Here is a 26,468-nt window from a genome sequence, read left to right as displayed (position 1 = left end):
GGTCCTTCTACAGACCGGGGGACTTTAGCGAGCAGCATCGGACCCCTGATGCCACAATATGGTGCCAGGCCAGGAATCCGATTGCAGCAGGAGGATTTTATGTCTGGTCAGCACTTTGCCAGTCTGGTGCTTGAATGAGCTCCACCCGATTTCCGTCTGGGTCGAGGAGGTAGACGAGCCACCCGCCGGCAATGGGGCCTGAGGTCGGGGCAACTGGTTCGGATACGGCCTTGTAACCAAGGGCCGTCATCTTGGCGTAAACCTGCCGTACGTCAATGTCTGTGAAGGCAAGGTGTGCCGTGCCTGGCTGTGCATCTGATGGGTCGACTGCGGGCAGGAGAGGCTCGGCATGGGCAAGTTCGAGCCGGAAGGTTCCGTCATTGGTGGTGAGAAGCATGGCTCTGACCTTTACGTTGGGACGGCCGTAAAGTTCGCCGATGTATGGTCCCGAGGTCCATGCATCCAAGCGGGTTAGTCCGAGGCCGTCCTCGTAGAATCGCGCGCTGCGTTCCATGTCCGTAACGTGCAGGGCGGTGTGATGGTGTCGCATTTAGGTGTCTCCTTGGTGGGTCAGGGCTCCCTACTCGTCTCCGATTGTTGAATACTGTGCGCGCGATGAGGGCAGCCCTGAGGCGTTGATGTTGGTGGGTAAGCCAGGCCCGGGAGCATCGGGCGACGGCACGTATGAAGCCCCGCAGGGTAGTCTTAGGTTCCGATTCCCAGGTGTGCTCCGCCTGCCACATCGAGGGAAACTCCTGTGATGTAGCGGTTGTCGGGATCGGCGAGGAAAAGGATGGCGCGGGCGACTTCGTCGGGTTCGGCGAACCTCCGCATCGGAAGTTGCGCTGCCCGCTTCGCGCGGTTGGCGGCTGCATCCGGTCCGGAATCCTTGGCGAATTGTGCCCACATGGGTGTATTTACTGGGCCTGGTGCGATGGCGTTGACGGAGATGCCGTTGGGCCCGAGCAGTTCAGCGAATGACCACATGATGTGAAGTACAGCGAGCTTGCTCGCGTTGTAGGGCAGATAGTTGAGCCGTGATTCCTTGGCCGCAACTGACGATAGGACCACGATGGCACCGGCAGTGCCGGTCTCGAGCATTGACTTGGCGGTCTCCCGCACCATCGTGAAGGTGGCGGTGGCGTTGATCCTCAGGATGGAGTCAAATTCCTCGGTGGTTGTCTCCATGATGCCGGGGGTGGGGCCGAGCACCCCGGCTGCGTGGATCAGGACATCGATGCGGCCGTATTTGGCTGTGATGTCTTGGATAGCAGCCGCGCATTGCTGGTCGGAGGTGATGTCGAGGGGGTAAAACGCCTTGAGGTTCTGGCCCTCTTTAGGGGAACGGTCAGCGCCTACGACGATGGCGCCTTCTGCTGTGAGGGTGTTGACGGCGGCATCGCCTATCCCGCCGCTGGATCCGGTTACAAGAACCACCTGGTCTTTGAGGCTCATTTGTTCTCCTTGCCATGGGCGTAGGTGCACCGCGGGTCCCCGGCGGTGAAAGCGTGAGTTGCTCGCTTCATGTTCAATTCCTTAGGTGTAGTGCAGTTGGGCCGCTCGCGCGTTGTTCAGGTTTGGTGATGCTATCGGGCGACAACGTCCTCCGCGTCCGAAGCATCTGCAGCCAGGACCGCGTCGGCGATTGCGGTGGCCCGGAGAGCCTGGCTGAACGTAACGGCGGGGCCTTCGCCGGTGCGGAATTTGAGCGCCGCCTCTGCCTGGCGAAGGAAGAGGTCGGTGGGGGCGAACGACGTTGTGTCGTGGCTCCCGTCCCGGTTCCAGACGTGGACGGTGTCGTTGGACCACAGCATCCGGCCGTTGCGTGCGAGTACATCGATGGTGAGACTCCAGTCCCCTTGGTTGAGCCCTTGCGGCTCCTGCCAGGGAGACCAGTAGGTCTGCAGCTGGAACACGGCTCCCGCGGGAAATTCGAGGGCGGTGACTACGTACTCCGGTACCGGCGAGCCGTATAGGCTGCTGCTGGAGCTTGTGGCAAGGACTTTTGGGTCACCGTCGAACCAGGATGACACCAACTCGATGGCGTGGATGCCGTTTACAACGGCGACGCCGCCCTCCTTTGGGTCAGCTCGCCAGGAATCGACGTTCTGTTTGTGGGCTACGGAGCGTACGGATACGGCGACCACGTCGTTGTTCCTCACCCATCGAGAGAGGAGGGCTGCTGCCGGGTGCTGGTGGAGGGTGTATCCGACCATCAGGCGCTCGTTGACACCGGACGCGGCGGCAAGGACGGCCGCGCCTTCTGCGTCTGCGGCGACCGGTTTTTCAGTCAGCACATGGAAGCCGCGGTTCAGCAGGTCAGCGCAGATGGCGGGTTGAATGGTTGTCGGGAGGGCAACGACCACGAGGTCTGCGTGCTCGGGGCGGAGCGCTTCGGTGCTGGCTACCAGCACGGCGCCCAGTTCCTGGGCGAGGGGGTAGGCGCGGTCGTCCTTTTCTACAAGAGCCGTGACGTGGGCCCCCTGCTGCGGCGAATGCTCGTGCGTGTCGGGAGCCGGCCCAGCCGGCCGCCCCGACGACTGCGACGCGCGGAGCTGGTGTTGCTGAGGTCATGACTTGACACCACCGGAGGTCAGGCCGGCGATGAACCAGCGTTGGAAGGCGGCGAAGATGGCCAGGACAGGTATGAATGCGACGATGACGAAGGCGCCGAAGGCGGCCCAGAAGTTGCCGTAGCCGGTGGAGATGTAGCGGACGATGCCGTTTTGCACGGTCTTCATGTCTTCGGTTGTTGCCAGGACGGTCCCGACGAGGAAGTCGTTCCAGACGAAGACGAAGATGAAGATCGCGACGGCGGCGATGCCTGGGCGGATCAGTGGCAGCACGATGCGCAGAAGGATTTGGCGTCGGCTGCATCCATCGATTGCTGCTGCTTCCTCAATCTCAACTGGGATGTTTTCGATGAAGTTGCGCAGGAACAGGATCGTCTGTCCGCAAATGATGCCGGTGTAGACCACGATCAGCAGAGGGTAGGTATTGATGAGCGCGGTCTTCACGAACATGGAGTAGAGCGCAATGAAGACGACGACGCCGGGGACCATGGACAGCACAAGGATTGCGGTCATGAGGCTTTCCATGCGATGGCCCCGGTATCGGGTCGCGACGTAGGCTGCGGGAACGCAGACGGCCAGGGCGAGGATGATCGAACCGATGGCGTAGATCAGCGAGTTCAGGAAGAAGCGGACGTTGGTGGAGGTGAAGAGTCCGCCGTAGCTGTCGAACGAGAACGGGTTCGGTATCCACACGGGCGGGAAAGCGACCGTGTTCGCATCGGTTTTCAGGGACGTCGATAAGATCCACAGGACGGGAGGCAGCACCAGGGCCGCCGTGACTGCGACGACTGCCCAGATGGGTAGCCGGCGGAGTATATGCCCGGGTCGGCGGCGTGCGGGAATGGTGGCAGTCACAGGGTTTCCTTCCGTCGGAAGCGGATCGCTACCAGTGTCAAGGCGATGTTAATGGCGAAGAGCAAAATTGCTGCCGCGGAGGCACCGGAGAGGTCGAAGTCCTGGAACGTCTTGTTGAACACCCGCATGGAGAGCGTTTCCGTTCCGCCCAGGGGCCCGCCGCGGGTGGTGACCAGGATGATGGTTACCATCTGTACATACAGCATCAGGAGGACGACGACGACGGAAACGATGGTGTTGCGAAGGAAGGGAAGTGTGATGTTCACGAATCCCTGCCACACGTTCCCTCCGTCAACGCGCAGGCTCTCATACAGTTCGGTTGGTACGGTCTGAAGCGCCCCGAGGAAGAGGACCATTGCCTGGGGATAGGACCACCACGCGGTGATGAGTGTTAGTGCCAGCAGCGCAGAACCCGGTGTGGAGAACGCATCGGCGGGCCCGAAACCAAGGGCTTTTGTGATGGCTGTCCCCGGGCCGTAGGTGGGGTTGAGGAACCACAGCCAGAGGGTGCCGACGGTGGCTTGTGACATCAGCCATGGAAGCAGGAACAGACTCCGCACCGTCCGCTTGAAGCGAATGATTTTATTCAGGACCACCGCTGAGGCAAAGCCGAGTGGCAAGGCAATCGCGAGGGCCCCGAGCGAGAAGGCAAGGGTGGTGCCGATCTGTTTGGGAAGGTCCTTATCGGTGAAAAGCTTGGTGAACGACTTTAGTCCCGAGAAGTCCTTGATTTGGTAGTACGTGGTGTCGTGGAAGGCCGTCCAGGCTGTGAAGAGGAGGGGCCCAACGAAGACGAAAAGGAAGACAGCAACGACCGGGATGACGTAGAGCCAGACTGCGCGGTCCTTCCGTGCCGGCCGGAGACGGGGCTTGGTGCTCCGCGCTGCGCGTTGTTCTTGTGTCACTGACATGGGATTCGCTTTCCTGGGGGCAGGTTTACCTGGTTAGTCCTGTCCGGTCGGGGGCTCATTTGTTGGCTGCGTCCTGGGCAGCTTTCATGAAATCGTCGGCGGACGAGTTGTTCAGGTACAGCTGCTGTCCGGCGTTGGCAAGTCCACCGGCAATCGCGATCCAGTTGTCCGGGTAGGTGTGTGGCTCGCTGTGATCTTTGACGAAGTTACTGACGTCCAGCACGGTCTTGGCCTCGGGAGTGGTGAAGTACGGCTCCTGGAACGTCGACGAGCGGGTGGGTACGTCTCCCCCGGTTGCCATGAGCGCCCCGGCTTTCGGGCCGGTCATGTATTGGATGAACTTCCAAGCCGCCTTGGCATGCTTGCTTCCGGCGCCGATGCCAAGGGTCCAGCCAAACGTCGATCCCGTGTCCGAGCCGTTTGAGGTTTTGGGCAGGGTGGCCGACTTGATGTCCGGGTTGGCCTTTTGCAGGGTCAGGAGGCGTTCCGTTCCGAGGGCGGACATGGCAACAGTGCCGTTTTGGAGGCCGTCCGCAACCGTTGAGTACTGGTCCCCCACAACGCTCGGTGGCATGCCGCCGGCTTTTTTGAGCTTCACGAGGAAGTCGGCGAATTCTTTACCCTTTTCAGTGTTAAAGCTGGCCTTGCCGTCCTGGTTGGAGATCTCCTGCCCCACCTCGCTCATGAAGCAATCGAAGAAGGTCGAGATGATCGCTGAGTTGTCGACCCCGGAGAACCCCGTCCCGAACCCGGTAAATCCGGCCTTCGCCGCTTTCCCAGCAACCTCGGCGACCTGGTCCCAGGTGGTGGGTACGGCAGCGCCGACCTGCTTGAGGATCTTGTCGTTGTAATAGAGCGTGCACGTACGGTAGTCGTACGGGACGGCTACTTGCTTTCCATCCTTGTCCGCCAGCTTGTCCACCGGGCGCAACCAGTCAGTGATCTGCTTGGCCTCCTCAGGAAGCGGCTGATAGACCTGCGCGGCAGCAATTTGGGGAACAACCGGGGCGAACATCTTCACGACGTCCGGTGTCTGTCCCGCTGCTGCTGCCTGCGGGAGCCTGCTGATCATGTCACCGAAGGAAACCGTCGAGAGCTGGACTGTGATGTCGGGATTTTCCTTGTGGAAGTTCTCGAGGTTTTGCTTCAGCGCCGCAGCCCGTGGGTTGTTCTGGCTGGGGTCCATGAAGTCCCAGTACGTCAACGTGACGGGACCGTCGTCGTTGTTGTTGCCGGAGTCGCCTGAACTGCCTGAGCAGCCGGTGAGCAGCGCCCCGGCGACGGCAATGGCGGTCAAAGTACTTGCAGCTTTGATCAATTCATCTCTCCTTTGAGATCGGTTGCATTTTCACCAGCGCGACTGAGATCGGTTGCTGAGATCGGTTGCAATAAACATAGGGTCGGGAGCAGGGTCTGTCAAGGATTATTCAGCTCAGGTTTTCGGAGCCTTCTGGTTCCGGTCGTGGACGAGAGGTATCTCGGTATTGAGATGCGGCGTTTGGGGCCCCGAAGTCCTTAGTGCATCTTCAATCACGCGCGGTCTGTTGATCATCAGGGCTCCCGTGGTAAGCACGAGCAGCCAGGCTCCGAGCATGCCGAACGACGGCAGCCAGTGGTCTCCGGGCTGATGCAGGAGGCCAAAAAGGAATGGGCCAAGGCTTGCCAGGGTGTAGCCGATCCCCTGGGCGAACCCGGACAGTACCCCCGACCCGGTCTGTGTTCGTGCTCGCTTATTGATCATGGTAAACGCGAAGGAGTATGCGCCCTGACCAAGCCCGGCGATGGCTACCCACACCCCGGCAGAAGTTACCGGAGCAAAGATGATGCCTCCATAGCCGACCGCGAACGTGACGACGAACAGGATTGCGACAGGAAGCGGGCGAGGCATCCTCACCACAGCAAAAGGCACAATAAGGCCGACGGGCAGGCCGAGGATGGAATAGAGCGCCAACATGAATCCGGCCGTTCCCGGACTCATTCCTCTGTCTACAAGAACAGTCGGAAGCCACGCCAACGCCGCAAACGTGTTGCTCGAGCAACCCGCGAAGATCAGTGCCGTTCCCCAGCCAAGAGATGATCTCCAGGGCTTGACGACGCTGGTGCGGGGCTGCGGCACTTCGCTGGTGGGCGGCTTCCCGACGCGGGCAGCCGTACGCCTGCCCGAAAGGACCATCAGCCAAGGTACGGCCGCGGCGGCGCTGATGACCGCCCAGATGCCGATGGAGAACCGCCAGCCATACATACCCGCCAAGGGTATAGCCGCTTGGGCGGCCACGGCAGTGCTGACGGCGAGGAGAGTTACGTGGAGGGCAGGGAGGACCCCGATTTTATCGGGGAAATACTTCATCAGCAGCGGCGGAATCACCACATTTACCACGCCGATCCCCAGCATTGCGACACAGGTGAACACCAAAAAGGCGAGGGTAGTCCACCCCAGGGCGCGTCCGACCTGGCCGAGTGTTGTCAGCAGGATTGACACCAGCAGCAGGTGTTCGGGCTGGGTACGTCGGATCAGTGGAACAGCCAGGAAGCCCATCGCTGCGAAGCCGGCGGTCGGCAGCATTCCAAGGATGCCGGTCGTCACGGCGTCGAGGGATAGGTCCCCGCCTATTGGACCAATGAGTGGCGATACCGCCGAAACCGCCTGTCTGGCGCTGAACGCGACCAGCAGGATGCCAATGAGCGGGGTGAGCCGTCCGCGCAGCGGTTGTCGTCCCGCTCCCCCGACTTTCGGGTTGCTCGGGTGGAGGCGGTTTGGAGCTATTTTGTGCCTCCTTATGCTCGGCGGCTTGTGGAGCCGCGGTTTCTTCACCTATGGCTGCAAGACCTAACCCGAGGAATTGGGCGAGCTTAGTTGTTCAGTTTCCGTTCACTGCGTGGCTGGCCCATTCCCGACCGGCTTGTTCCTCTGTCGGCAGCCCGGATGCGGCGAGGATTACGTCGAGCAGGCGCTGGGTGTGGACGGCTTCACGGCCAGAGGTCAGTGGCTGTTGCCTGTCGGCGACCCGGTCCAGGAAGTGGTGGACTGCAGCGGAAAATCCGAGAGTGTCTGTCGCGGTGGCCCAGCCATACGCCTCGGCGCTGAGTTCGCGTGACGTGGTGACTCCCTTGACGGTGGTTGAGACTGTTTCAGGTGCCCTGACTTCAACGGTGTTGCCGCCACCGTAGGCGTCAAGCTTTTCGTTCCACGCTCCCGCTGTGCGGGCTGCCATCAGGACCCCGGTGTTGCCGGTGCTGAACCGAATCATCGCTGCGACGCCGTCTTCTTCCCAGGGGTCGTCACCGGCGGCGTGAGCGGCCACGTGCTCCGGTTCGCCGCCGCAGTACCAGCGGAGCAGATCGACCATGTGGATGGCATTCTCGAATGTCGCACGGTATTCCGATCCAGGCCTGTTTTTCTGGGCGACGCAGAAGGTGGCACCTTTGTCACCAAAAACTTCACGACCGGCCGTGTAGACGGGGGCATAACGGCGGTTGAAGTCGACCATCAGCACTCGTCCCCGCTCGTCGGCCAGATCTGCCAGGCGTTCTGCTTCATCTGTTGCCGGAGCCAACGGTTTTTCGCAGAACACGTCAACGTCACGGCTGAGGCATAGCTGGACGGCATGGGCGTGCTCAGAGCGTGGCGTCAGCACGAAGACTGCATCCAGCTCCTGCGAATCCAACATGTCCTCCACCGTTTTGTAGGCGGCGTTGAAGCCCCAGCGCCGGACCAGGTTGCTGGGGTCCTCACGCCGGGACACCAAGGCGGCCAATTCGACGTCGGCACGTTGCACAAGGGTGGGCAACTGGGCGATGGTGGCGATGTTGCCTGCGCCGACAACTCCGACGCGGAGACGGTTGGTGCTCATTAGGAGTTCCTCACTTCGGCCAGGTCAGAAATCATTGCGCGCAGCACGGCGGCGGATTCCCTGAACCCGTCCTCGGGTGCAGGCAGGTCTTGCGGGTGCCAACGGTATTCAAGCTCGATGCTCAGTACGTCGTCGTAGCCATGCTGCAGCAACGCGGCCAGGATTTGGGGCCACGGAACGACGCCGCTGCCCACGACCCGGGACCGGACGGCCCGCTCGGAGGCGTTGACCCGGGCCGTTTCCGTGGCGCGGAAAGCCGCGTTGGGATTCGTGAAGATGAGGTCCTTCACGTGCACGTGGCCGATCAGGTCCCCTTGAACAGCAAAGGCCTGTTCGAACGATTCATCGTGCGTGAATGTCAGGTTTGCCTGGTCATAGAGAACGCGGACGGCCGGGTGGGCGATTTCGCGGACCAGTGCGGCGGTGTCCGCGGCGGTCTGGGTCATGGTGCCAAAGTGGTTTTCCACGCAAAGGCGAACCCCTGCCTGGTCAGCTTCAGGTGCGAGCGTTTCCAATGCCTGGCGCAGTTTCCCCCAATGTGCCGCGTGGTCGTCGTCCCCGGGGTGCCAGGAACCGGCATAGACGCGGACCCGGTCAGCGCCGAGCAGGTGCGCGGTCTCAATCGCGCCACGGAATTCATTGATTGCTTGACGCCATTCCGCATCGTCCAGTGAGTTGATGGCGGTTGTGTATGGTGTGAGACCGACGATGGGCAGGCCTTCGCCATTGGCTGCCTGCAAAGCCTCCATGGCGGCGCGCCGGTCGCCTAACGGCAATCCGGAGCTGTAGTCATCCTGGTAGATGACTTCGGCGGCGTCGAGCCCGGCGGCTCGAAAGAGTTTAAGTGCTTGGGGAACCGTGTGGTCCGGGGTGCCTAGTGTGTGACCCGCTAGCCGCATTATTCTTTGTCCTTTCAGAAGTGTTGTGGGCTGCTGTCCAGTCCGCAGGGCCGACCAGCCGGGGCGGGGCTGCGACGCGGGATCGATCCACGATTTCCATCAGCAGTCCCCAGGGGGTGATGAAGTAGGTCCAGCGGTTGCCGGCCACGCGGGGGCTGTCGCCCGCGACTTCCTTGCGCTCTCCGAGCACGCGTACGCCAGGTGTTTCCTGCAGCACCGCGATCGCTTCATCAACGTCGTCCACGACGAAGCACAGGTGGTGCCCGCCGGCGTCGCAGTGCCGCGGCGGGGTATCGCGCCGCTCAGCGCTGCTCCATTCGAAAAGCTCGATGTTGAGATTCGGCGGCAGGCGCAGCATGGCGAGCGTGAGCTTCGCATCTGCCGGGACCTCGAAGTTCGTAGGCATGAATTCTTCATCGGGCCCGCGCTCGGAACGGTAGAGCTCCTCGGCTCCGAGAACGTCGACGAAAAACCGGATGCCGTCCTCAAGATTCGGAACCGTCAGACCGACGTGGTCCGTGTGGCGGAGCCCTGGCAGGCGCCGGAGCGTTGAGTCCTGTCCCCGGGTCATTTGCGTGGTCCCGTGGTGGAGCCACGAACCAGGAGCTCAGGTTCGAGGACGATGTGGTCCACGGAGCCGTCAAGGTTCTGCTTCTCAGCCAGTTCAATGGCAAGGTGTCCCATGTCGGCGATCGGCTGTCGGACCGTCGTCAGTGGAGGGTTGAACCGGGCACCGAGAGCGAGGCCGTCGAAGCCGATGACCGACACGTCCTCCGGTACCCGTACGCCACGTTGGGCGAGCGCCGAGATGACCGCGAACGCCACCATGTCATTGGCCGCGATAATTGCCGTTGGCGGACTGACCATCTCAAGGTAATGCTCTGCCCCGCGCGTGCCCGCATCCAGATCCGACCCGCTGTCCAGCACGACAGGTGCGCTCCCGCTCTCGGCGGACAGCTCCAAATAAGCGTCCATCCGGTCCTGGGCGGTGTGCGTCCCGGCGATACCGGAGACATAACCGATCGACCTGTGGCCCAAAGAATGAAGGTGATCCAAGGCCAGCATGATTCCGCGGCGACTGTCGACGGTGACCGTGGGGACGGCATCGTCCCCTTCAACCCGGTCGATCACCACGACCTTGCGTCCGAAGTCGAAGCGTTTCATGGCCTCCGTGTCGACTTTCGTGGACGGGGCCACAATTCCGAAGGGGGCGTACATGGCCTGCATGGCGGTGAAGTAGCCATCGGTTTTAGCCGGGTCCCCGTTGGTGACGCAGAGCAGCAGCTGGTAGCCGCGCTCGTCCGCCGCCTGTGTCATCGTCTTGGCAAGTTCGGCGAAAAACGGGTTGGTGATGTCGGGGACGATCAGCGGGACGAACGTGCTGGTTTTCCGGCGCAGCGCCTGGGCGAGTGGACTCATCGTGTAGCCGAGTCCCTCGGCGACTCGAAGGATGTGCTCGCGTGTCTCACTCTTCACCGCCTCAGGACGTGAGAACGCCCGGGAGACCGTAGACCTATGGACACCAGCAGCTTTTGCCACGACGTCGATACTCAAGTCAGACATGTTCTTTTCCTCCGCGCTGGTTGTCATAGGCCCCCCAAATGGGGCGCATGACGTTTTCGAGCTGGGCCAGGGTCGTCAGGCCCCGGAATCCATCATCCAGCGTCCGGGCGACGCTCCGCACGAACGGATCGTAAAGCGGGTCGCTGTCCACATTGATCTTGCCGACCTCCGTGGTGCCGTCCAGTGCAGTGAACGTCGCCGTGCCGTCCGAATCAACGGAGGCGAATCCCGCCTCACCGACGGAGGTAAAGCTGCAGTAGCGCTTAAGCGGGGAGCCAGGGAAGGCGTAGCCAACCTCCACAACGGCTTCGCGTCCTTCCGGTGTCGCGAGGATGAGACTGGCATGATCCTCAACGCCCTGGTGGTGAAGAGCCGATGAGAGCCGGGAGTCCACACGCGCTATGGTCTCACCCGTGCCCCTAAGGAACAGATCCACAAAATGTGGGCCCAGATTGGCCAGGCAACCCCCGCCAGCCTTAGCCGGATCGAGCATCCAGGGATTGGCATTGTCGCGATACCGGGCTGGCGGGCCGGCAATGAACGATGTTCGCTGGTAAGTCGGCCTGCCTGCCTTGGCAAGCCATTGCTCTGTAGGTCCACCGCGCTGGACCAACGGGACAGTGGCAGGCACGCCAGCTGCCTCGGCGGCTTCACGCACTGCGGAAAGCTCGTCAAGGGACGTGCCCAACGGCTTCTCAACAACGAACGGAATACCACGCTTGATCAGGGCAAGACACTTTTCGGCCATCCCGTCATGCGGGCCGAAGACATATGCGAGTCCAACGCCAGGGAGATCAACGAGCTTCCGCCAGTCGGCCTCAAGCGGCGCCCCCCATCCTTTCGCCAGGTTCTGCACCTGCATGCGGGATACGTCGTCGTCACCGACTCCGATGACCTCGTGTTCCTCGGCAATGGCCGGCGCGCAGAGCGGAACGTGCCAGTGGGAAGCGCCCAGAATAATTGTGCGTACGTGAGTCAACCGCAATACCCCCTTGTATGAGATCGGTTGCTGAGATCGGTTGCAATAACAGTATGGATGGTGGGAAAGTTTGTCAACGACACTTCAACCTGCCCGGGCAATTACATCAACTCGTCCGGGCGCAGAAAAGGCAACCATGTACAAGAAACTTCGGACCCTGCAGACCATCGACGAATCCGGCGCCGTCCTGATCGTCCGCCTCCAGAACGCTGAGGTGGCAGAACGCGTGGCAGAAGCCGCCATCACCGGAGGCTTCCGAGCCCTTGAAATCACCCTCTCGATCCCCGGAGCCGTGGATGTCATCCGCCGGCTCGCCGCCAAGCACGGACCCAATGGAGTAGCGATCGGCGCCGGTACGGTACTGGACGAGCACTCAGCCTACGAATGCATCCGCGCCGGCGCCGAGTTCCTGGTCAGCCCTCAACTGAACCCCGCGATGATCCGTACCGCGAACCGGTACCAGATACCAACCGTCAGCGGGGCTTACACGCCGACCGAACTCGTCAACTCCGCCGAAGCCGGCGCTGACATCCTCAAGCTCTTCCCCACCGAAGCCGGAGGCATCCCCTACGTCAAATCCGTCCTCGCACCGCTCGCGCACCTGCCGATCATGCCGGCAGGCGGCGTGACCCTTGAGAACGTAGGCGAATGGTTTGCCGCTGGCGTCGCAGGTGTCGGCGTCGGCAGCTATGTGACAAAAGCGTGGCAGCCGGACGGCGACTTCACCCGCGTCACCAAAGCCGCCAAGGAATTCCTGTCAGCGGTGGCAGAGGCCCGCCGATGACCGTCCCCAGCGTCTTCATCGTCATTGGCCCGGCCGGCTCAGGAAAAACGACGGTGGCCCAAAAAACGGCAAAGGACAACGATGCCGCTTACCTGGACAAGGACAGGATATGCGGACGGTTTGTCGAGTTCGCCCTGAAAGTGACCGGACACGACCCCACCGACCGGGAGTCCAACGACTACTATCGCGACCACCTGCTCCCCCTCGAATACGACACACTTATGGACGTGGCTGGAGCGAACCTGCGCCTCGGCCGGTCAGTAGTGATCGACGCCCCTTTCGGGGCCTACTTCCAGGTACCCGACTTCCTGACCGGCGCGGCAGAGAAATTTCACTGGCCACCTTCGCAGACCACAGTCGTGCGGGTGAGGGTTCCCCAGAATCTTCTGCGGGAACGGCTTACCCGCCGCGGCCTGGAACGAGACCAATGGAAACTCTCGCACTGGGACGAGTACTGGTCCATCTACGGAAGCCTCGAATGTGCGTGGTCCGGGGTGGAGTACCTGGACTTCAACAACGAAACACCGCTCCCGGCAGATGTGTGACTTCCAGACCTGACCGCACCGCTTGCCTTCACGGACCCTCTGAGCGGCCCTCCTCAGGCCTGCTGCCCTACTTCTTGTCCGACTGAGGCGGTAGGCCTGCCTCCAGAGCGCAGGCAGCGTGGCCGCCTGCCGGACGCCGACGGCGGGCCCAGCTTCCGGACGACCCCTTCCGCAAGACGTTGACAAGCGACTTTCATCACTCGTAAGGTTATTGCAACCGATCTCAGCAACCGATCTCATGATCGAGTCGCAAGCTGGAGAGCCGCAGTAAAGCAAGGGCCGGGCAAGCATCATGCGCCCCTTATCCCATTACCCCTCCGCAGCAAATGTGAAAATATGGAGAGTTCAATGAAGACCTCAAAAGAAGCCGTTGGCAGGCCGGCCCCTTCGGAGTTTCCCGAAGTGTCCAAGCGTCCTCGCCGCAATGTGAATATGGTGGCAGGAACGATTGGCCACTTCGTGGAGTGGTACGACTGGTACATCTACGGGCTGCTTGCGGCGGTGTTTTCGTCCCAGATATTCCCCGGCGATTCCCCGTTCGCCTCGCTGGTCGCAGCATTGCTCACCTATGCCGTGGGGTTTGTTGTGCGACCGCTCAGTGGAGTCATCATTTCTCCGCTGGCGGACCGTTTCGGTCGCCGTCGCATCCTGACTCTGTCCATCTCCGGAATGGCGGTCGGCGCGCTGATCATCGGCCTCACACCTTCATTTGCGACCATCGGCTATGCCGCACCGATTCTTTTCCTGGTGGCACGCGTCCTCCAGGGCATCTCGGCCGGCAGTGAGGCGCAGAGCGCTATTGCCTTCATGGTCGAACACGCCCCGGCGAACCGGAGGGGCCTGTTCGGTTCATTTTCCAACACAGCGAGCGGCCTTGCGACTCTCGCAGCGACCGGCGCCGCGGCAATGGTGACGTCAGCCTTTGCCCCAGCGGACCTGGCCGCCTGGGGTTGGCGCATCCCATTCATTGCAGGCGGTATCCTCGGCGTCGTTGGCCTGATTTTGCGGTCCCGGGCCGAAGAGACTCCCGAGTTTGAAGCAACTGCCCTCGTCGATCAGAAGTCCGCAGCGGCCCGTCTGATGGACCTGCTTCGGGAACATCCAAAGGCGCTGTTGCAGGCGGCAGCACTGTCTGCTCCGGCCGTGGCCTACTACACCTGGGCCACCTTCCTTCCCACCTACGCCAAGCTGACCACCGGCCGGGACCTGGCCTCCACGCTGACCGGGAACGTCATTGGGCTTGCATTGCTCGTTGTTATCGTGCCGATCTGCGGCGCGCTGTCCGATCGGCTCGGCCGACGCAAGATCTTCCCGATCGTCGGTGCCATCGGCATGATCGTTCTCTTCTACCCTCTCCTGCTCCTGCTGAACCAGCCGGGGTTCGGTGTCTACGTTCTGGTATCGGCCTCGGGATGGGTGGTTCTCGGTATCTGGCAGGCAGTCTACCCGACCATTCAGGCCGAGCTGTTTCCGGCTTCAGTGCGTGTATCCGGAATTGGGTTTGCACACCAGATCGTCATCGCCGTCTTTGGCGGAACAGCGCCACTGATCGCCGCTGCGTTCGTTGGCGCCGGACAGCCCATGCTGGTCGCGGTGTACATGATTGTCGTCGTCGCCCTGTGCCTCGTCGTCTACTTCACCCTTCCGGAGACCGGCAGCCGTACCGGCCGTGCCACCGTGGCGCTGGCTGACGCTGAGGTACTTGAAGGCGAGCACCTGCTGGTGGCTCCTTCTCATGCCACGCACGAGGCTAAGCGTTCCAGGTAAGCAGGCCGGTACCACGCCGCAATGGCGGCTCGACGAGGCGACATGGGGCGTTTCCGCCCGAGCCTCGTCGAGCCGCCCGGCTCGCGCTTTAGAGCCCTTTGCAGGGTTCGACATTCACGGCGCGTTGTCCACAGGCGAAAAACAGAGAGGATTCCTTTACGTGAACCACATGATCATCAACACGTTCTCCTACCTATGGTCAGCTACGGCAATTGATGCCATCGCCGAATTGACCGACAACGGCTACAGAACTTTTGAAGTTCCGATCAGCTCCCCCCATTGCTGGCCGGATGAAATTACCGCCCTGGAGCGTTCGGCCACTCGCGCGAGACTTGATGACTACGGCGCAACGGTAAGGTCACTGAACGCCGGTGGATATGACATCAACTTGGCCAGCCCGGGCGCCAACATGCGACGCAAAAGCATCGAGCACATCAAATCGGTGATTGACCTCGCTGCGGCCTGGAATGTCCCCGACGTCGTGATATCCCCCGGCACAAGACGCCCCATGATCTCACCCTCACTCGAAAACACCTACGGGTGGATGTACGAGAGTATGGAGAACCTCATTCCGCTGGCCAGACAGGCTGGCACACGACTGCTCTTCGAAAATACGCCCTATTGCTTCACGCCTACCATCCAGGACCTGGCAGGCGTTGTCAGCAATATCAACGACGATGCAGTGAAGATTGTGTACGACGTCGCCAACGCCGCCTACATCGGAGAAGACCCCGTCGACAGCTTGCTCTCGCACCATTCATCGATCGGACTCGTGCACATTTCCGATACCGGCACCGAGACCTGGGGTCACGATCCAATCGGCACCGGAGTGATCGACTGGAAGGGGTTGGGCAAAGCCGTAAGAGAAACCTGCGGCGTCAATAACGTCGTCCTTGAGATCATTCGCGAAGAAAACCCCGTGCAGGAATTCAATAAGGCCGTGCAGGATCTCAAAAATCAAGGCTGGGATCTGGGGTCCTAGCCCAAGGCCAAAGTTGCGGCCAGCCAGTCAATGTTGTCTATCCATAGTGACATTCCACTGCCACTTCTATGGGAAAGTCAGCCGGCTGTACAGGCCGAGATCCCTCTTTCAGTCAAACGAATTCATGTGAACCCTCAAGTAGAAGGAATGTATGCAATGAGAGCTTTGGTAAGTGGCGGAAGCAGCGGCATAGGTGCGGCTACGTGCGTGAGAATCGCAGAGGCGGCCCTTGCTCGGGGTGTGCAGCCGATGATTGCCGTGGCTGGACACGAATCGAACAGCAGCCAAGAGGAAGTCGTTCGTTCAATCCAGTCCATGGGTGGTACTGCCATCGCACTGGGGGGCGATCTCAGCGACGCTGACGTGCCACGTCAACTCGTAGAGGCTGCTGTAGCTGAATTCGGCGGCCTGGACGCGTTGGTAGCAAACGCCGGAATCGCCAACCCTGCAGCGCTCTGCGACGTATCCCTTGAGGATTGGGACAACATGTTCTCCGTAAACCTCCGCGGCCCGTGGCTCCTGGCCAAAGCAAGCTACCCGCACCTGAAGCAGAGCCAGGGCGCCGCTTGCTTTACCTCTTCCATGTCTGGCCAGCTACCCCATGCCGGATCCGGGGCCTACAGCCCGAGCAAGGCTGCATTGACGATGCTGGCCCAAACATTCGCGTTGGAATGGGCACCGGACGGGATCCGAGTAAATGTGGTATCCCCCGGCATGACTCACACGCGGATGACCGAAAAAATGTACGCTGATCCGCAAATCAAAAAGGCAAGGGAAAATATCATCCCGCTGGGGCGAATTGGCGATCCCATGGACATCGCCAACGTGATCGAATTCCTTGTGAGTCCGCTATCCGGTTATGTCACCAGCCAAGACATCTGTGTCGACGGTGGCTTCTCCAGGTCGATTCTTAGCCATATTCCTGGTCGACCCAGCTCCAAATCCTGACGCCCGATCTGAATCGTCACCTCGAGAAGTGGTCGTAAGCGCCGCCGCACCGGGGAAGACCAATGCTGCGGTCACCTCACCCAATCCGCCCGACGGCCGCGCACTCTCGTGAGCGCCACGGGGGCCGTCCAGCGAGGTGATGATCCTGGAGCGCGTCTGACAATTCGCTGGGTGCGGGTTCCGAGTGAGCCCCCGGGGCGTGTCGCGTCAGCAGTTGCCGGAGTATCTCACCGCCCCTTTGAACACCATCAACTAGGACTCTGACTGCCCGGCAATGTCGTTGGCACACGGCTTACCAAGGCAAGCCTCGCAGATCAACAATTCCGTCGGGCCAAGCCTCGACCGGCTTGGTCCCCCCGCAGATCAAGGTCGGACCGGCACTCTCAATCACGCTCATGGCATCGCGTGGCGAAACATCTCGAATGCGACATTCAATAAGCGTGAAGCGGCACGACTGATAGAAGGGCACGACCTCTTCACGGCATCCGAGCAGACCGAAATCGGCAGGAGCCAACCCACGCATAGCTTCTTGCAGCCCAAAAAGAACCTCGCGCCCGACCCCTTGGCCACGAGCCTCGGCCGCTGTCAGGACACCACCCAGGCCTGCGACGAGAACCTCATCATTGCCTACACCTACAAAGCGGCGTGCTGAGGCAGCGTATCCAACGAGTTTTCCACCGACACGTGCGAAGCAATGCAGCTCACCTCGCGCGTAACCGTAGCCTCGCTTCGGATTCCAGGGCCCCCAGTCGTCCTCATATTCACTATCGAATAGAACGGCCATATCGGCGTAGTCACGCGCGGAGAGTTCGGTAGTCCAACGAAATGAAAGGGTTGTCACCAGGCCACACTAACAATCGCCCCGCCCGCGTTAGGCCAGGGTGGATCCCGCGGGGGAATGCTGGTTGCCGACTGACCACCAGCCTGTCTTCAAATGCAGGAAATGTCGTAGTCGAAGCTGCCCGAGGTGTATTGGGTGAGGGCGACTTTTCCTCCGCCGGTGAGGGGGGCGTCGGAGCACCTGCGTTTGGCCGCGGCCGACGAGCTGGCACCAGGAAGCCAGTTGCGCAGGGTGAACAGGTTGCTCGTGGCAGGCACGGTGCCAACGATCTGCGTCCACTGGGCGCTCGTGGAGTACAGGCCGACTCCGGCGCCGATGCTCGCGAAGTAGGCCGACATGCCCTCCAGATCAGCCCTGTTCGCCACCCTATCCGTCGACCAGCTGTTCCCTGTTTCTACATCCAGCCACCAGGTGTACGAAGCCGGGTTGCTAACCCCACGGATGTTCGCATCGTCATAAGCCTTGGCGTACCCGTACATGTAGGAGCATACTGCCCCGACCGATCCGCTGGTGCACTGCCCGTACGGGTTCGGCACGGTCGTCCCGCCGTAGGTGTTGCTGCTGGGCCACCAAGATCCGGCCGCCCCCGGGTTGGCGGTGTTTACACACAAGGCGACCAAGGGCTGGCCCGTCCCGCCCTTCGAAGTGCGCGCCCATGACAGCTCGGCGGCCAAGCACGGGTTGGTGTTGTTCGCCAGACCATTGTTGACACCTACGATGGCGAAAGTCTGGGACTTGGGCAGCGTTTGGCCGCACTGCGGCCAAGACACGTCGTTACCGGGACCAGCGGTCGTGGCTGCCTGCGCTTGAGCACCAACGAGCATCAGCACGGCGGCTGCCGATGCGGCCAACAGCAATCGGAGACGCGAGACGTGGGGTGCACAACTAGTCAAGGACATCGTCGGCCTTCCGATCAAGAGCTCACCACGAACAGGCAACCAGCGTGATCCCCCGGGTTGACGCGGTCAAGGAGCAGCAGTTTCCGGCCCAAGACTTTTCGGGCCAATTGCCGGAGGAAGACGCAGGGCCGATCCAATGCCGTTTTATGGCTGCCGGTGAGAGGGGCGGAGAGACCCTCTCTCCGCCCCGGAAGGGCTCTGGCCTGGCCTTTCTTCCTCGGGATCCTGCGGCCGCATCGTCGCCGCCAAATGGGAAAAGAGGCATCGTTGCCCCCGTTTCCCAGATCGCGCCGCCCAAATTTTCATCAATTCAGCGCGCGTTTTTCAAGTTTCTCGATGCTTTCGCGCGCCAGGTGAAGGAGACCTCATCGCGCCGGTCACGCCTCCGAACGCGCCAGCGCAGTACCGGGGCTAGTTCTGTTCGGGAATCGAGGCCGGTGCCTGCACCCCCGCACCTGTGAGGTTGTCGCACCGCACGAGCTGGGTCCCGATCCGTTCGAGCGGGCAGTCGACGTACGTGGTCAGAGAATTATCGTCGGTATCGGAAGAGGCTGTCGCAGCCCCTGCCGTGAGGAAGAGCGCCGGGAAGAGCGCGGCAACCGCTGAGGCGCGGCGTGCAGACATGGCTGCCTCCTGTCGAAACGTCTATATATGTTGGCCAGCCCTAAAAGCGGGCGGCGTAAAAAAATGGCCCACATTCAGCCCCACGCTTTGGGTCCGTCGCGGTAGTCGGACCGCGACAGGACTAAATCTACTCGGCGACCACCAGTGCGCTCAGTGAACGCGATACCCCAATGGCTCACATAGCTACCCAATTTGCGGACCCCGCTACCCAACGATTCTCTGACGACGCCACAGGACAACCCCCACGGGCAGGATCAGTCCAGTTGGTGGCAGCCCACCGGTTCACTGTTTCTTGAGCAAATCCCGCGGTTGGCCTGCGCCTCCATTGAGACACAGGCGCTAACCTCGGGATCGAGGCCACACCGCTGGGGTGGTGAGGCCATCAATACGGGAGAGTTGGCCGGCGGCGGGCGGGTCCATCGGAACCGACGGACGTCGGACCGATCCGCCGCCAGGCCAACTCTCCCGGCCCCGCACCGGAACAAACTCTCGATCCACGGCATCGCACATGTTGTACGATGCAATCCAGGTACACCCGATCCCCCAAACCGTCAGGGCACGTGACTCCTTCGTCGACGAAGAGACGCCGAGCCAGTCGCAACTATATGACACGGATCAACACAAAGCGGCGTCCGCTGGTGGACGCCCCGCAAGCCGCGAACACGCCGCCCGGGGTCGACGTATGCGGTATGGCACACGCCCCGTCACCAGTAGCCGGGCCCGGTGGATTACCTACCGGATTACGTGGTGATCGCCCGAGTCTTCACCCGTCCCAAGGGCCGCCATGCCCAACCCGATACTTCACCTCCGGGCCGCAGCCAATGTCCGACTCACCGGCTAACCGTCTGCTGTCTCGTGCTCCACCAGCCATATGTCGTTTCAAGGAACCTTTGCGGTGGTGGTTGCGGGTTTCTGGGGTAGGTTCTTGGTGAAAGGCGTTCGGAGCAGGGACAAGGGGAGACCATGCTTTTTGAGCCGTTAAATGCGTACTACCGGACGTTGGGGCCCAGGGGCCGGGCGGTGCTGTTCCAGCTGCCGCTTTCTGTGACCATGTTGATGGTTGTGCTCCTGACGATGGTCCTGCACCCCCAACTCGACGTGGCCGGCCCATTCATCCGCAGCCTGGGAGCACACGTGCTCTTACTCGCTGCATGCGCCCTGGTGCCGTGGGGTCGATTGCCCGAACGGGCCGTGCTCGTCATCCCTTTCCTGGACTGCATAGTCGTTGGGATCTCCCGCGAGGCCGCCGACCAGTACCTCACCGTTTTGGGTTTCCTCCTGGTCTTTCCCGTCGTATGGCTGGCAGCGAACCGGCGCCGCAGCGGCGTCCTTTACGCCGTCGTCGCCACCATCCTCAGCGCCGTGCTGCCCCCGGTCATCCTGGGCACGGGCTTCGACGGCCCGGACTTCATCCGGATCGTCCTGCTGCCAGTCATCCTCGGAGCGATCGCACTGACGTCCTACGCGATCGCCAACGCCCTCACGCTGCAGCGGCAACGGCTGGAAGCCCAGGGCTGCAAGGTCAGGGACCTCCTGGTCGCCAGCGAGGACCGTGAGCGGCTGCTGAGCAGCGTCATGGACACCGTGAGTGTAGGAGTGTGCGCCGTCGACGCCAACGGGCAGGCGGTACTTGCCAATCACCAATTCAGCAGCCATTTCGGCGGCACCGTCACCGGCAGGCAGCTATCCGATGAACCACCGGGCTTCCTCGTCTATGGTCCCGACCGGAAGCAACCGCTTCCGCCGGAGCGACGCCCCGGGTTCCGGGCGGCACGAGGAGAGTCCTTCACCGACGAACTGATCTGGGCAGACAACGGAACCAGCCAGCGGGCCTACTCCGCAACGTGCCGGCTGATCCGTGACTCCCGTGGCGAACACCGGGGAGCGGTCATGGCGTTCACCGACGTCACAGCGCTGGTCGACGCGCTCTCGGCCAAAGACCAGTTCGTCGCCAGCGTCTCCCACGAACTGAGGACCCCACTGACCTCGATCCTGGGCTACATGGACCTGGCCCTGGACGAAAAGGATCTTGACCCCGACATCGAGATGTACCTGACCGTCGCAAAACGGAACGCCCAGCGGCTCCTGCACCTGGTCGGAGACCTTCTCACCGTTGCTGCCGGAGCCCTGACCATAGAGCCCCGTCACGCGGACCTGGTCGAAGTTGTCCGTCAGAGCGTCGAGGCCGCCGAGCCTAAAGCGAAGTCCGACGACGTCACCCTGGACCTACTCGCCCATGGAACCGCCACGGGCTACTTCGACCCCGAACGGCTCCGCCAGGCCATCGACAACCTGATCTCCAACGCCATCAAATACACGCCCCGCGGTGGCAGGGTCACCGTCACTGTCGATGCCACAGGGCACGAGCTCCGCTGCGAAGTAACCGACACCGGTGTCGGCATGAACGAGGAAGAAATCGACCAGGCCTTCACCCGCTTCTTCCGCGCCGCGAACGCACATTCCTCGACCATTCCCGGCGCCGGCCTGGGACTGGCAATCACCAAATCCATCGTCGAAAACCACCGCGGCCACATCACCCTCTCCAGCAATCCCGGAAAGGGCACGACCGCAACCCTGACAATCCCAGCCGCCGACCACGACACCCCAACAACGGCCACCACCACCTAAGCCCACGCCCCGGCCGGTCCGGGCCAGAAGTTCGCAGGCGTGCGTATAGGCACGTCCCACAGTTGGCGTGCGCTTGCCGATCTTTGTTGTACCTTGCTGTCTGAATGCGTGGCGGAACAGGGCGCCAGCCGATTCACGGTGGGCGGCCGCAGCGTGACTGACGCGGTAGCCAACGCGAAGGACGCCCTTTCCAGGAATTATCTGTACAGGAGCCGCGTGAGGGCACGCTGCTGCCGAGATCCACATCCGGTGACGGTTCGCTCCTAGCTGTGGACACCCGGTTCGATGGCTGGAACTTCCACGCGGTGCCGGAAGAATAGTGCCCTGCAGAGCAGGACCGCTGATTCACCGCAGATGCAAGGAGAAACCATGACGTCCGCCATCTCCGTCATAGTCTTTGACGTGAACGAAACGTTGTCCGACATGTCCCCTATGAGTGATCGCTTCCGCGAGGTCGGGGCACCCGCCGACATGGCGAAGCCCTGGTTCGCGACCTTGCTGCGGGACGGGTTCGCGCTGGCCGCCAGTGGAGACAACGGCTCGTTTTCCACCATCGGCGCCGACGTTCTCCGGCGACTGCTTAGCGATGTGAGACTCGACCGGCCCCTCGACGAAGTTGTCGAGCACGTCATGGGCGGTATGAAAGACCTGGATGTGCATCCGGACGTCCCAGCGGGGATCAGAGCTCTCAAGGGCGCAGGGTTCCGGCTCGTGACGCTCAGCAACGGCTCAGCCCAGATCGCCGAGGAAGTGTTTAGTCATGCCGGGATCAGGGATGAATTTGAGGCGGTCCTGTCGGTCGAAAACGCGTCCGCGTGGAAGCCGGTGCGCAGCTCCTACGACTACGCAGCCGCCAGTACCGGCTCCGATCCAGGCAGTATGCTGCTCGTGGCCGTGCATCCCTGGGACATCCACGGCGCCTCCCGGGCCGGGCTCCGAACCGCGTGGCTGAACAGAACCGGAGACAGCTACCCGGCCTATTTTGCGGCTCCCGAATTCACGGTGTCTTCTCTGACCGGGCTGGCACCGGCCTTGGCCGCAGCCTACTGAGGGAGCGTTCCGGCGGAAGGAAGGCTGGGCCCGGGCACAGAATCTAGTGCCAGGACCAGGTCTTGCCGCAATCGACGGTGGGTCGAAGATCCATAGGCCGTCGGTATCGGTCAGGTGGCTGTTTCGGCATGGAGCCACTGGACGCGCACCCGGATTGCCTCGCAACGATGATTCAATTTGCACCGCTGCCCGGCAGGTGCCGCGAGGCATTTGAGCTTAAACTGTTCGAGTTCATGGTTGAACCGATCCGAAGCCTGCGTCGGCCTCAGCTTTCGAATTGCGTCCGGATCAATGACGGCGAGTTGCCTTCAGCCGCGCTCGGCGCATCGGCCAGGGTGGCCGTTCCGACTGCTCGACTCACGAATACCGATCCCATAGACCCGTTCCTCTCAGCAAGCGCATTGGACTCCGTCTGGCAGCGAGTGCGTCAAGGATTCCCCGGCGGACCCCGGGCTCGGCGTTCAGCAATCTCAGCGACGAAGCACAGAGTCCGCGACCTGTTGCGCAGCCTGGTCCGGCGTGAGGTCGGTGGTGTCGATGACTTCGGCTTGGTTGTGCAACCAGGAGCGGGCTGCGACGGCGTATGGTTCCAAATACGAAAAACGGAACGTCGAGGGGCCGAGAACTGTGTCGTTCTGTATGCGGTCACGCAGCGTGGCTTGATCGGCATGGAGCACGAAATGCCGGATAGGTATGCCGTGCTCTGAAAGACCGTCGCTGATTTCCTGCCAGTAGCTCTCGACTAGAACAGTCATTGGCATTACGAGTGTGCCTCCGGTGAACTCAAGCACGCGCCGCGCGGTTTCAACAACGAGGGTCCGCCAAGGGCCCAGTGCTGGAAGTTGTCGGTTCCAGGAAGTCCCGGCCTAATGTCCATGAGCACCTCGCCGACCTTTTCGGCATCGAGGACGCGGGACCTAGGCAGCATGCCCGCCACTAGCGCACTCGTAGTCGTCTTTCCCGCTCCATGGGCGCCGTTCAGCCAAACGATCATGCAGCGAACTCTAGTTCAAAAAGATGTACTTGCAGGGCCCCGCAGCCCGGTCGCTCGAAAAATCCGCGGCTACCGCGTTAGCCGATCGGTTTACGGGAAAAGATGCCGTGTTTTTAATGGTCGGTGTCGCTGGGTCAGGTGTGGTGGCTAGTAAGAGGAGGGCGGCGGCTGCGGGGCTGCCTGCGTCCGCGGTGTACATCAGGATCCGGTGCCCGGAGTCGTCGGGTTGGGCCAGGACCTCGAAGTTCAGCTCCAGGGTGCCGACCTCAGGGTGATGCATCATTTTCTTTCCGGCCATGCAGTTCTGCACGGGGTGCTTGGCCCAGAGCTTCGCGAATTCCGGGCTTTTCATTGTCAGTTCCCCAACCAGGGCTGTCAGCTCCTGGTCGTTGGACGCGGCTCCTGCAAGCAGCCGGAGTGAGGACACTGCCCGGGCGGCTTCTTCCGCCCAGTTCACGTAAAGGGCCCGGGTGTGCTCATCCATGAACAACATCTTCGTCATGTTGGGCCGCTCCACCGGGTCGGTAGGGCTATCAAAGGCCAGGTGCCCGGCGACCAGCCTGTGCCCAAGACTGTTCCAAGCCAGCACCTCACTTCGCCGGCCCAGGACGACGGCGGGCGTGCTCGCCATGGAGTCGATCAGCCGCACCGTCCCTGTACGGGCACGATCAGGCCGTGAAGCAGCGCGGCGCTTGCGCTTGGTGACCGGCCTGGCCAGGTTGAACAGGTGCAGTCTTTCGTCCCTGTTCAGGTTCAGTGCCCGGGCGATCGCCTCTATCACCGCCTCGGAAGCATTGGTGCCTAGACCCTGCTCGAGGCGGGTGTAGTAGGTGTTGCTGACCCCGGCAAGCATCGCCAGCTCTTCACGGCGCAGCCCGGGGACCCGGCGGACACCATAATTCCGGAGCCCGACGTCCTCGGGCTGCAGCGCTGCACGCCGGACTCGCAGGAATTCCCCCAGCTCACTTCCATTGCTCATCCCCCCAGTCTGCCCGGACGGTCACGTGGTTGTCCTGTCCCTGCCAGTGCTACCCACAACGTGGTGTGGCTGACGTTCCCCGATCCACGCAAGCTGAATCCGACAACTTCTCTTTTCAGACCTCATCACCCTTGAAGGAATACCCGTGACGACATCGAATGACATGGACCGCCCCCAAACAGCGGCCCAGGCCCGGCCCGAACCGGGCATGAGCGGCAGGCAACGGGTCAGCCTGATCGTCCTGCTCACCGCCAGCTTCACCCTGGCCGTGGACTTCTCCATCCTGAACGTCGCCCTGCCCACCATTGGTGCGGACGTCGAATTCAACCTCGAACACCTGCAGTGGATCGCCACGTCCTTCGCCCTCTGCGCGGCCGGGCTGACACTGCTCTTCGGCCGGGTCGCTGACCTGGCCGGCCGACGACGAATGTTCATCATCGGCATGGCCCTGCTCGGCGCCGGCTCCCTCCTCGGCGGCATCGCCACCGAACCGCTCCTGTTGATCATCGCCCGCGTCGCCCAAGGTGTAGCCACCGCCATCGTCGTACCGGCAGCTCTGTCACTGCTGCTCTCATCCTTCCCGGAAGGAAAGGTCCGGGAAAAAGCGCTGGGCCTGAACGGAGCCCTCATGGCCGCAGGGTTCACCACCGGGGCCATCCTTGGCGGGCTGCTCACCGATCTGATCAGCTGGCGGTGGGCGTTCCTGATCAACGTCCCCGTCGCGGCCGCCGTGCTGGTCCTCGCTCCAATCGTTCTAGCCGAAAGCCGCCCCACAGAAAAGACCCGGCTGGATGTTCCCGGAGCCATCACGGTCACCCTGGGCCTGCTCGCCCTCGTCTTCGGACTCACCCACGCGGCCGAAGCCTCCTGGACCGATCCCATCACCGTGGGAGCCTTCGCCGCAGCCGTCATTCTGCTGGTCGCTTTCGTCGCCGTCGAGCGACGCGCAACCGCTCCACTTGTGCCGCTGGCAATCCTGAAACGCTCCACCGTAGCGTGGGGCAACGTGGCCGGGATCCTGGCGTTCGTTACCGAAACCTCGTTGGTCTTCCTGCTCACCCTGTACCTGCAGCGGGTCCTCGGCTACACCCCGCTCGGTGCGGGGCTCACCTTCGCTGTCCTGGGTTTGGGCACCGTCCTCGGCGGAATCCTGGGACCAAAGGTCATCGGCAAGATTGGCAACAAACGCGCCATTGTGTACGGGTTCATCGTCCAGGCCATCGCTACAGCGTCACTCGTTCTACTCAGCAACGACCCCGCAGCGATCATCCTGTTGCTGATCGCGACGTTCGTCGGGGGCGTCGCGAACCTGGTCGTCATCGTAGGGTTCATGGTCACCGCCACCACAGGCCTGCCCGAAGAAGAAGCAGGCCTCGCCACCGGCCTTGCAACCATGAGCCAACAAATCGGCATCACCATGGGCATCCCAATCATGAGCGCCATCTTCACCTCCCAGCTCCTGGCCATCGGATCAGCAGACGCCCCGGCAGTCCTCACCGGAGTAACCCTGGCCGTCTGGGTCAACGCCGCGCTCTGCCTGGCAACAGCACTGGCCGTCGCCCTCTTCCTGCGCCCAACAACAACTGAGCAAGCCCCAGCCCCCTAATCGAGCACCTGCATAAAGCCCAGGGGCATGCCACTCCAAGATGAGCGGCATGCCCCTCCCCATGACCTGTGCCCCCGCAATTTCTGGGCGTCGAATCTCAAGTCGTACACGACAGCTGCACCGGCGGCCGCGGCATCCTGTGAAGGATCGTTTTGTGGGTACACCAATCGCAGATACGCGCGAAAAGCCG

25 protein-coding genes and 1 pseudogene are annotated in these 26,468 nt (G+C 61.9%); 8 read left to right on the top strand and 18 right to left on the bottom strand.

The window, feature by feature from the left end:
- Window positions 1-97: 97 nt before the first annotated feature.
- The 13 genes and pseudogenes from LDO14_RS09215 to LDO14_RS09155 form a co-directional block, all read right to left on the bottom strand.
- Window positions 98-514, bottom strand: coding sequence for a VOC family protein (locus LDO14_RS09215; RefSeq protein WP_263422498.1), 417 nt, complete (start codon window positions 512-514; stop codon window positions 98-100).
- A gap of 191 nt (window positions 515-705) precedes the next feature.
- Window positions 706-1,455 (bottom strand): SDR family oxidoreductase, encoded by a 750-nt coding sequence (locus LDO14_RS09210; protein WP_223994975.1) that lies wholly within the window; start codon window positions 1,453-1,455, stop codon window positions 706-708.
- A 131-nt stretch (window positions 1,456-1,586) separates the two neighbouring features.
- Window positions 1,587-2,216 (bottom strand): Gfo/Idh/MocA family oxidoreductase, encoded by a 630-nt coding sequence (locus LDO14_RS09205; RefSeq protein WP_223995178.1) that lies wholly within the window; start codon window positions 2,214-2,216, stop codon window positions 1,587-1,589.
- Window positions 2,217-2,264: 48 nt separating this feature from the next.
- Window positions 2,265-2,432: pseudogene (locus LDO14_RS21570) on the bottom strand (Gfo/Idh/MocA family oxidoreductase); the annotation flags it as partial.
- A gap of 138 nt (window positions 2,433-2,570) precedes the next feature.
- Entirely contained in the window at window positions 2,571-3,428 is an 858-nt protein-coding gene (locus tag LDO14_RS09195) for a carbohydrate ABC transporter permease (RefSeq protein WP_223994973.1), read from the bottom strand.
- Entirely contained in the window at window positions 3,425-4,339 is a 915-nt protein-coding gene (locus LDO14_RS09190) for a sugar ABC transporter permease (RefSeq protein ID WP_223994971.1), read from the bottom strand. The genes LDO14_RS09195 and LDO14_RS09190 overlap by 4 nt, the downstream gene beginning before the upstream one ends.
- 55 nt (window positions 4,340-4,394) lie before the next feature.
- Window positions 4,395-5,657 carry a sugar ABC transporter substrate-binding protein gene (locus tag LDO14_RS09185; RefSeq protein ID WP_223994969.1) on the bottom strand — a complete coding sequence of 421 codons (1,263 nt, stop codon included), beginning with the start codon at window positions 5,655-5,657 and terminating at the stop codon, window positions 4,395-4,397.
- Between the two features lie 114 nt (window positions 5,658-5,771).
- A complete protein-coding gene (locus LDO14_RS09180) occupies window positions 5,772-7,007 on the bottom strand; it encodes an MFS transporter (RefSeq protein ID WP_223995176.1) in 1,236 nt (411 codons plus the stop codon).
- Window positions 7,008-7,197: 190 nt separating this feature from the next.
- Window positions 7,198-8,190 (bottom strand): Gfo/Idh/MocA family oxidoreductase, encoded by a 993-nt coding sequence (locus tag LDO14_RS09175; RefSeq protein WP_223994967.1) that lies wholly within the window; start codon window positions 8,188-8,190, stop codon window positions 7,198-7,200.
- On the bottom strand, window positions 8,190-9,089 hold the full coding sequence (locus LDO14_RS09170) for a sugar phosphate isomerase/epimerase family protein (protein ID WP_223994965.1): 900 nt from the start codon (window positions 9,087-9,089) through the stop codon (window positions 8,190-8,192). The genes LDO14_RS09175 and LDO14_RS09170 overlap by 1 nt, the downstream gene beginning before the upstream one ends.
- Entirely contained in the window at window positions 9,031-9,660 is a 630-nt protein-coding gene (locus tag LDO14_RS09165) for a VOC family protein (RefSeq protein WP_223994962.1), read from the bottom strand. Before LDO14_RS09165 ends, LDO14_RS09170 begins: the two co-directional genes overlap by 59 nt.
- Window positions 9,657-10,652, bottom strand: a complete 996-nt coding sequence (locus LDO14_RS09160) for a LacI family DNA-binding transcriptional regulator (protein ID WP_223994961.1) — start codon at window positions 10,650-10,652, stop codon at window positions 9,657-9,659. The genes LDO14_RS09165 and LDO14_RS09160 overlap by 4 nt, the downstream gene beginning before the upstream one ends.
- Window positions 10,645-11,631, bottom strand: a complete 987-nt coding sequence (locus LDO14_RS09155; RefSeq protein WP_223994959.1) for a Gfo/Idh/MocA family oxidoreductase — start codon at window positions 11,629-11,631, stop codon at window positions 10,645-10,647. The genes LDO14_RS09160 and LDO14_RS09155 overlap by 8 nt, the downstream gene beginning before the upstream one ends.
- A 136-nt stretch (window positions 11,632-11,767) precedes the next feature.
- Between LDO14_RS09155 and eda the strand changes: the two genes are divergently transcribed.
- From eda to LDO14_RS09130, 5 genes are all read left to right on the top strand, one after another.
- On the top strand, window positions 11,768-12,415 hold the full coding sequence (gene eda / locus LDO14_RS09150) for a bifunctional 4-hydroxy-2-oxoglutarate aldolase/2-dehydro-3-deoxy-phosphogluconate aldolase (protein ID WP_223994957.1): 648 nt from the start codon (window positions 11,768-11,770) through the stop codon (window positions 12,413-12,415).
- Entirely contained in the window at window positions 12,412-12,960 is a 549-nt protein-coding gene (locus LDO14_RS09145; RefSeq protein WP_223994955.1) for an AAA family ATPase, read from the top strand. Before eda ends, LDO14_RS09145 begins: the two co-directional genes overlap by 4 nt.
- A 348-nt stretch (window positions 12,961-13,308) precedes the next feature.
- Window positions 13,309-14,727 (top strand): MFS transporter, encoded by a 1,419-nt coding sequence (locus LDO14_RS09140; RefSeq protein ID WP_223994953.1) that lies wholly within the window; start codon window positions 13,309-13,311, stop codon window positions 14,725-14,727.
- Window positions 14,728-14,896: 169 nt separating this feature from the next.
- Complete coding sequence (locus LDO14_RS09135) at window positions 14,897-15,709, top strand: sugar phosphate isomerase/epimerase family protein (RefSeq protein ID WP_223995174.1); 813 nt, start codon at window positions 14,897-14,899, stop codon at window positions 15,707-15,709.
- A 207-nt stretch (window positions 15,710-15,916) separates the two neighbouring features.
- Window positions 15,917-16,657, top strand: a complete 741-nt coding sequence (locus tag LDO14_RS09130; protein WP_263422497.1) for an SDR family oxidoreductase — start codon at window positions 15,917-15,919, stop codon at window positions 16,655-16,657.
- Between the two features lie 292 nt (window positions 16,658-16,949).
- On the opposite strand, the gene LDO14_RS09125 is transcribed toward LDO14_RS09130, so the two are convergent.
- The 3 genes from LDO14_RS09125 to LDO14_RS09115 all read right to left on the bottom strand — a co-directional run bounded on the left by LDO14_RS09125 (window position 16,950) and on the right by LDO14_RS09115 (window position 19,021).
- Window positions 16,950-17,498: a GNAT family N-acetyltransferase gene (locus LDO14_RS09125; protein ID WP_223994949.1), complete on the bottom strand. Its 549-nt coding sequence runs from the start codon at window positions 17,496-17,498 to the stop codon at window positions 16,950-16,952.
- Between the two features lie 89 nt (window positions 17,499-17,587).
- The gene (locus tag LDO14_RS09120) at window positions 17,588-18,322 is read right to left on the bottom strand and encodes a hypothetical protein (protein ID WP_223995172.1); all 735 of its coding nucleotides are present in this window, start codon (window positions 18,320-18,322) and stop codon (window positions 17,588-17,590) included.
- 486 nt (window positions 18,323-18,808) lie between these two features.
- Window positions 18,809-19,021 carry a hypothetical protein gene (locus tag LDO14_RS09115; RefSeq protein WP_223994948.1) on the bottom strand — a complete coding sequence of 71 codons (213 nt, stop codon included), beginning with the start codon at window positions 19,019-19,021 and terminating at the stop codon, window positions 18,809-18,811.
- A gap of 1,050 nt (window positions 19,022-20,071) precedes the next feature.
- On the opposite strand from LDO14_RS09115, the gene LDO14_RS09110 reads away from it, so the two are divergent.
- Window positions 20,072-21,649: a PAS domain-containing sensor histidine kinase gene (locus tag LDO14_RS09110; RefSeq protein ID WP_223994946.1), complete on the top strand. Its 1,578-nt coding sequence runs from the start codon at window positions 20,072-20,074 to the stop codon at window positions 21,647-21,649.
- A 369-nt stretch (window positions 21,650-22,018) separates the two neighbouring features.
- Window positions 22,019-22,699, top strand: coding sequence for a haloacid dehalogenase type II (locus tag LDO14_RS09105; protein WP_223994944.1), 681 nt, complete (start codon window positions 22,019-22,021; stop codon window positions 22,697-22,699).
- A gap of 470 nt (window positions 22,700-23,169) precedes the next feature.
- Here LDO14_RS09105 and LDO14_RS09100 read toward each other — a convergent pair whose 3' ends face one another.
- Together LDO14_RS09100 and LDO14_RS09095 are read right to left on the bottom strand one after the other, a co-directional pair.
- Window positions 23,170-23,454 (bottom strand): hypothetical protein, encoded by a 285-nt coding sequence (locus tag LDO14_RS09100; RefSeq protein ID WP_223994942.1) that lies wholly within the window; start codon window positions 23,452-23,454, stop codon window positions 23,170-23,172.
- A 249-nt stretch (window positions 23,455-23,703) separates the two neighbouring features.
- The gene (locus tag LDO14_RS09095; RefSeq protein WP_223994941.1) at window positions 23,704-24,672 is read right to left on the bottom strand and encodes a helix-turn-helix transcriptional regulator; all 969 of its coding nucleotides are present in this window, start codon (window positions 24,670-24,672) and stop codon (window positions 23,704-23,706) included.
- Between the two features lie 208 nt (window positions 24,673-24,880).
- Here LDO14_RS09095 and LDO14_RS09090 point away from each other — a divergent pair, with 208 nt between their 5' ends.
- Window positions 24,881-26,278: an MFS transporter gene (locus LDO14_RS09090; protein ID WP_223995170.1), complete on the top strand. Its 1,398-nt coding sequence runs from the start codon at window positions 24,881-24,883 to the stop codon at window positions 26,276-26,278.
- Window positions 26,279-26,468: the final 190 nt, after the last annotated feature.

This window comes from Arthrobacter sp. NicSoilB11 (assembly GCF_019977375.1).
Classification (GTDB): Bacteria; Actinomycetota; Actinomycetes; order Actinomycetales; family Micrococcaceae; genus Arthrobacter.
The sequence above is the reverse complement of the archived record's forward strand: the minus strand, read 5'-3'. Positions and strand labels throughout refer to the sequence as shown.

Coding starts and splice junctions, on each gene's coding strand:
- LDO14_RS09215 (WP_263422498.1), bottom strand. CDS start 514: ATGGAACGCAGCGCGCGATTCTACGAGGACGGCCTCGGACTAACCCGC.
- LDO14_RS09210 (WP_223994975.1), bottom strand. CDS start 1,455: ATGAGCCTCAAAGACCAGGTGGTTCTTGTAACCGGATCCAGCGGCGGG.
- LDO14_RS09205 (WP_223995178.1), bottom strand. CDS start 2,216: ATGGTCGGATACACCCTCCACCAGCACCCGGCAGCAGCCCTCCTCTCT.
- LDO14_RS09190 (WP_223994971.1), bottom strand. CDS start 4,339: ATGTCAGTGACACAAGAACAACGCGCAGCGCGGAGCACCAAGCCCCGT.
- LDO14_RS09175 (WP_223994967.1), bottom strand. CDS start 8,190: ATGAGCACCAACCGTCTCCGCGTCGGAGTTGTCGGCGCAGGCAACATC.
- LDO14_RS09170 (WP_223994965.1), bottom strand. CDS start 9,089: ATGCGGCTAGCGGGTCACACACTAGGCACCCCGGACCACACGGTTCCC.
- LDO14_RS09165 (WP_223994962.1), bottom strand. CDS start 9,660: ATGACCCGGGGACAGGACTCAACGCTCCGGCGCCTGCCAGGGCTCCGC.
- LDO14_RS09160 (WP_223994961.1), bottom strand. CDS start 10,652: ATGTCTGACTTGAGTATCGACGTCGTGGCAAAAGCTGCTGGTGTCCAT.
- eda (WP_223994957.1), top strand. CDS start 11,768: ATGTACAAGAAACTTCGGACCCTGCAGACCATCGACGAATCCGGCGCC.
- LDO14_RS09145 (WP_223994955.1), top strand. CDS start 12,412: ATGACCGTCCCCAGCGTCTTCATCGTCATTGGCCCGGCCGGCTCAGGA.
- LDO14_RS09140 (WP_223994953.1), top strand. CDS start 13,309: ATGAAGACCTCAAAAGAAGCCGTTGGCAGGCCGGCCCCTTCGGAGTTT.
- LDO14_RS09135 (WP_223995174.1), top strand. CDS start 14,897: ATGATCATCAACACGTTCTCCTACCTATGGTCAGCTACGGCAATTGAT.
- LDO14_RS09120 (WP_223995172.1), bottom strand. CDS start 18,322: ATGCTCGTTGGTGCTCAAGCGCAGGCAGCCACGACCGCTGGTCCCGGT.
- LDO14_RS09115 (WP_223994948.1), bottom strand. CDS start 19,021: ATGTCTGCACGCCGCGCCTCAGCGGTTGCCGCGCTCTTCCCGGCGCTC.
- LDO14_RS09110 (WP_223994946.1), top strand. CDS start 20,072: ATGTTGATGGTTGTGCTCCTGACGATGGTCCTGCACCCCCAACTCGAC.
- LDO14_RS09105 (WP_223994944.1), top strand. CDS start 22,019: ATGACGTCCGCCATCTCCGTCATAGTCTTTGACGTGAACGAAACGTTG.
- LDO14_RS09100 (WP_223994942.1), bottom strand. CDS start 23,454: ATGACTGTTCTAGTCGAGAGCTACTGGCAGGAAATCAGCGACGGTCTT.
- LDO14_RS09095 (WP_223994941.1), bottom strand. CDS start 24,672: ATGAGCAATGGAAGTGAGCTGGGGGAATTCCTGCGAGTCCGGCGTGCA.
- LDO14_RS09090 (WP_223995170.1), top strand. CDS start 24,881: ATGAGCGGCAGGCAACGGGTCAGCCTGATCGTCCTGCTCACCGCCAGC.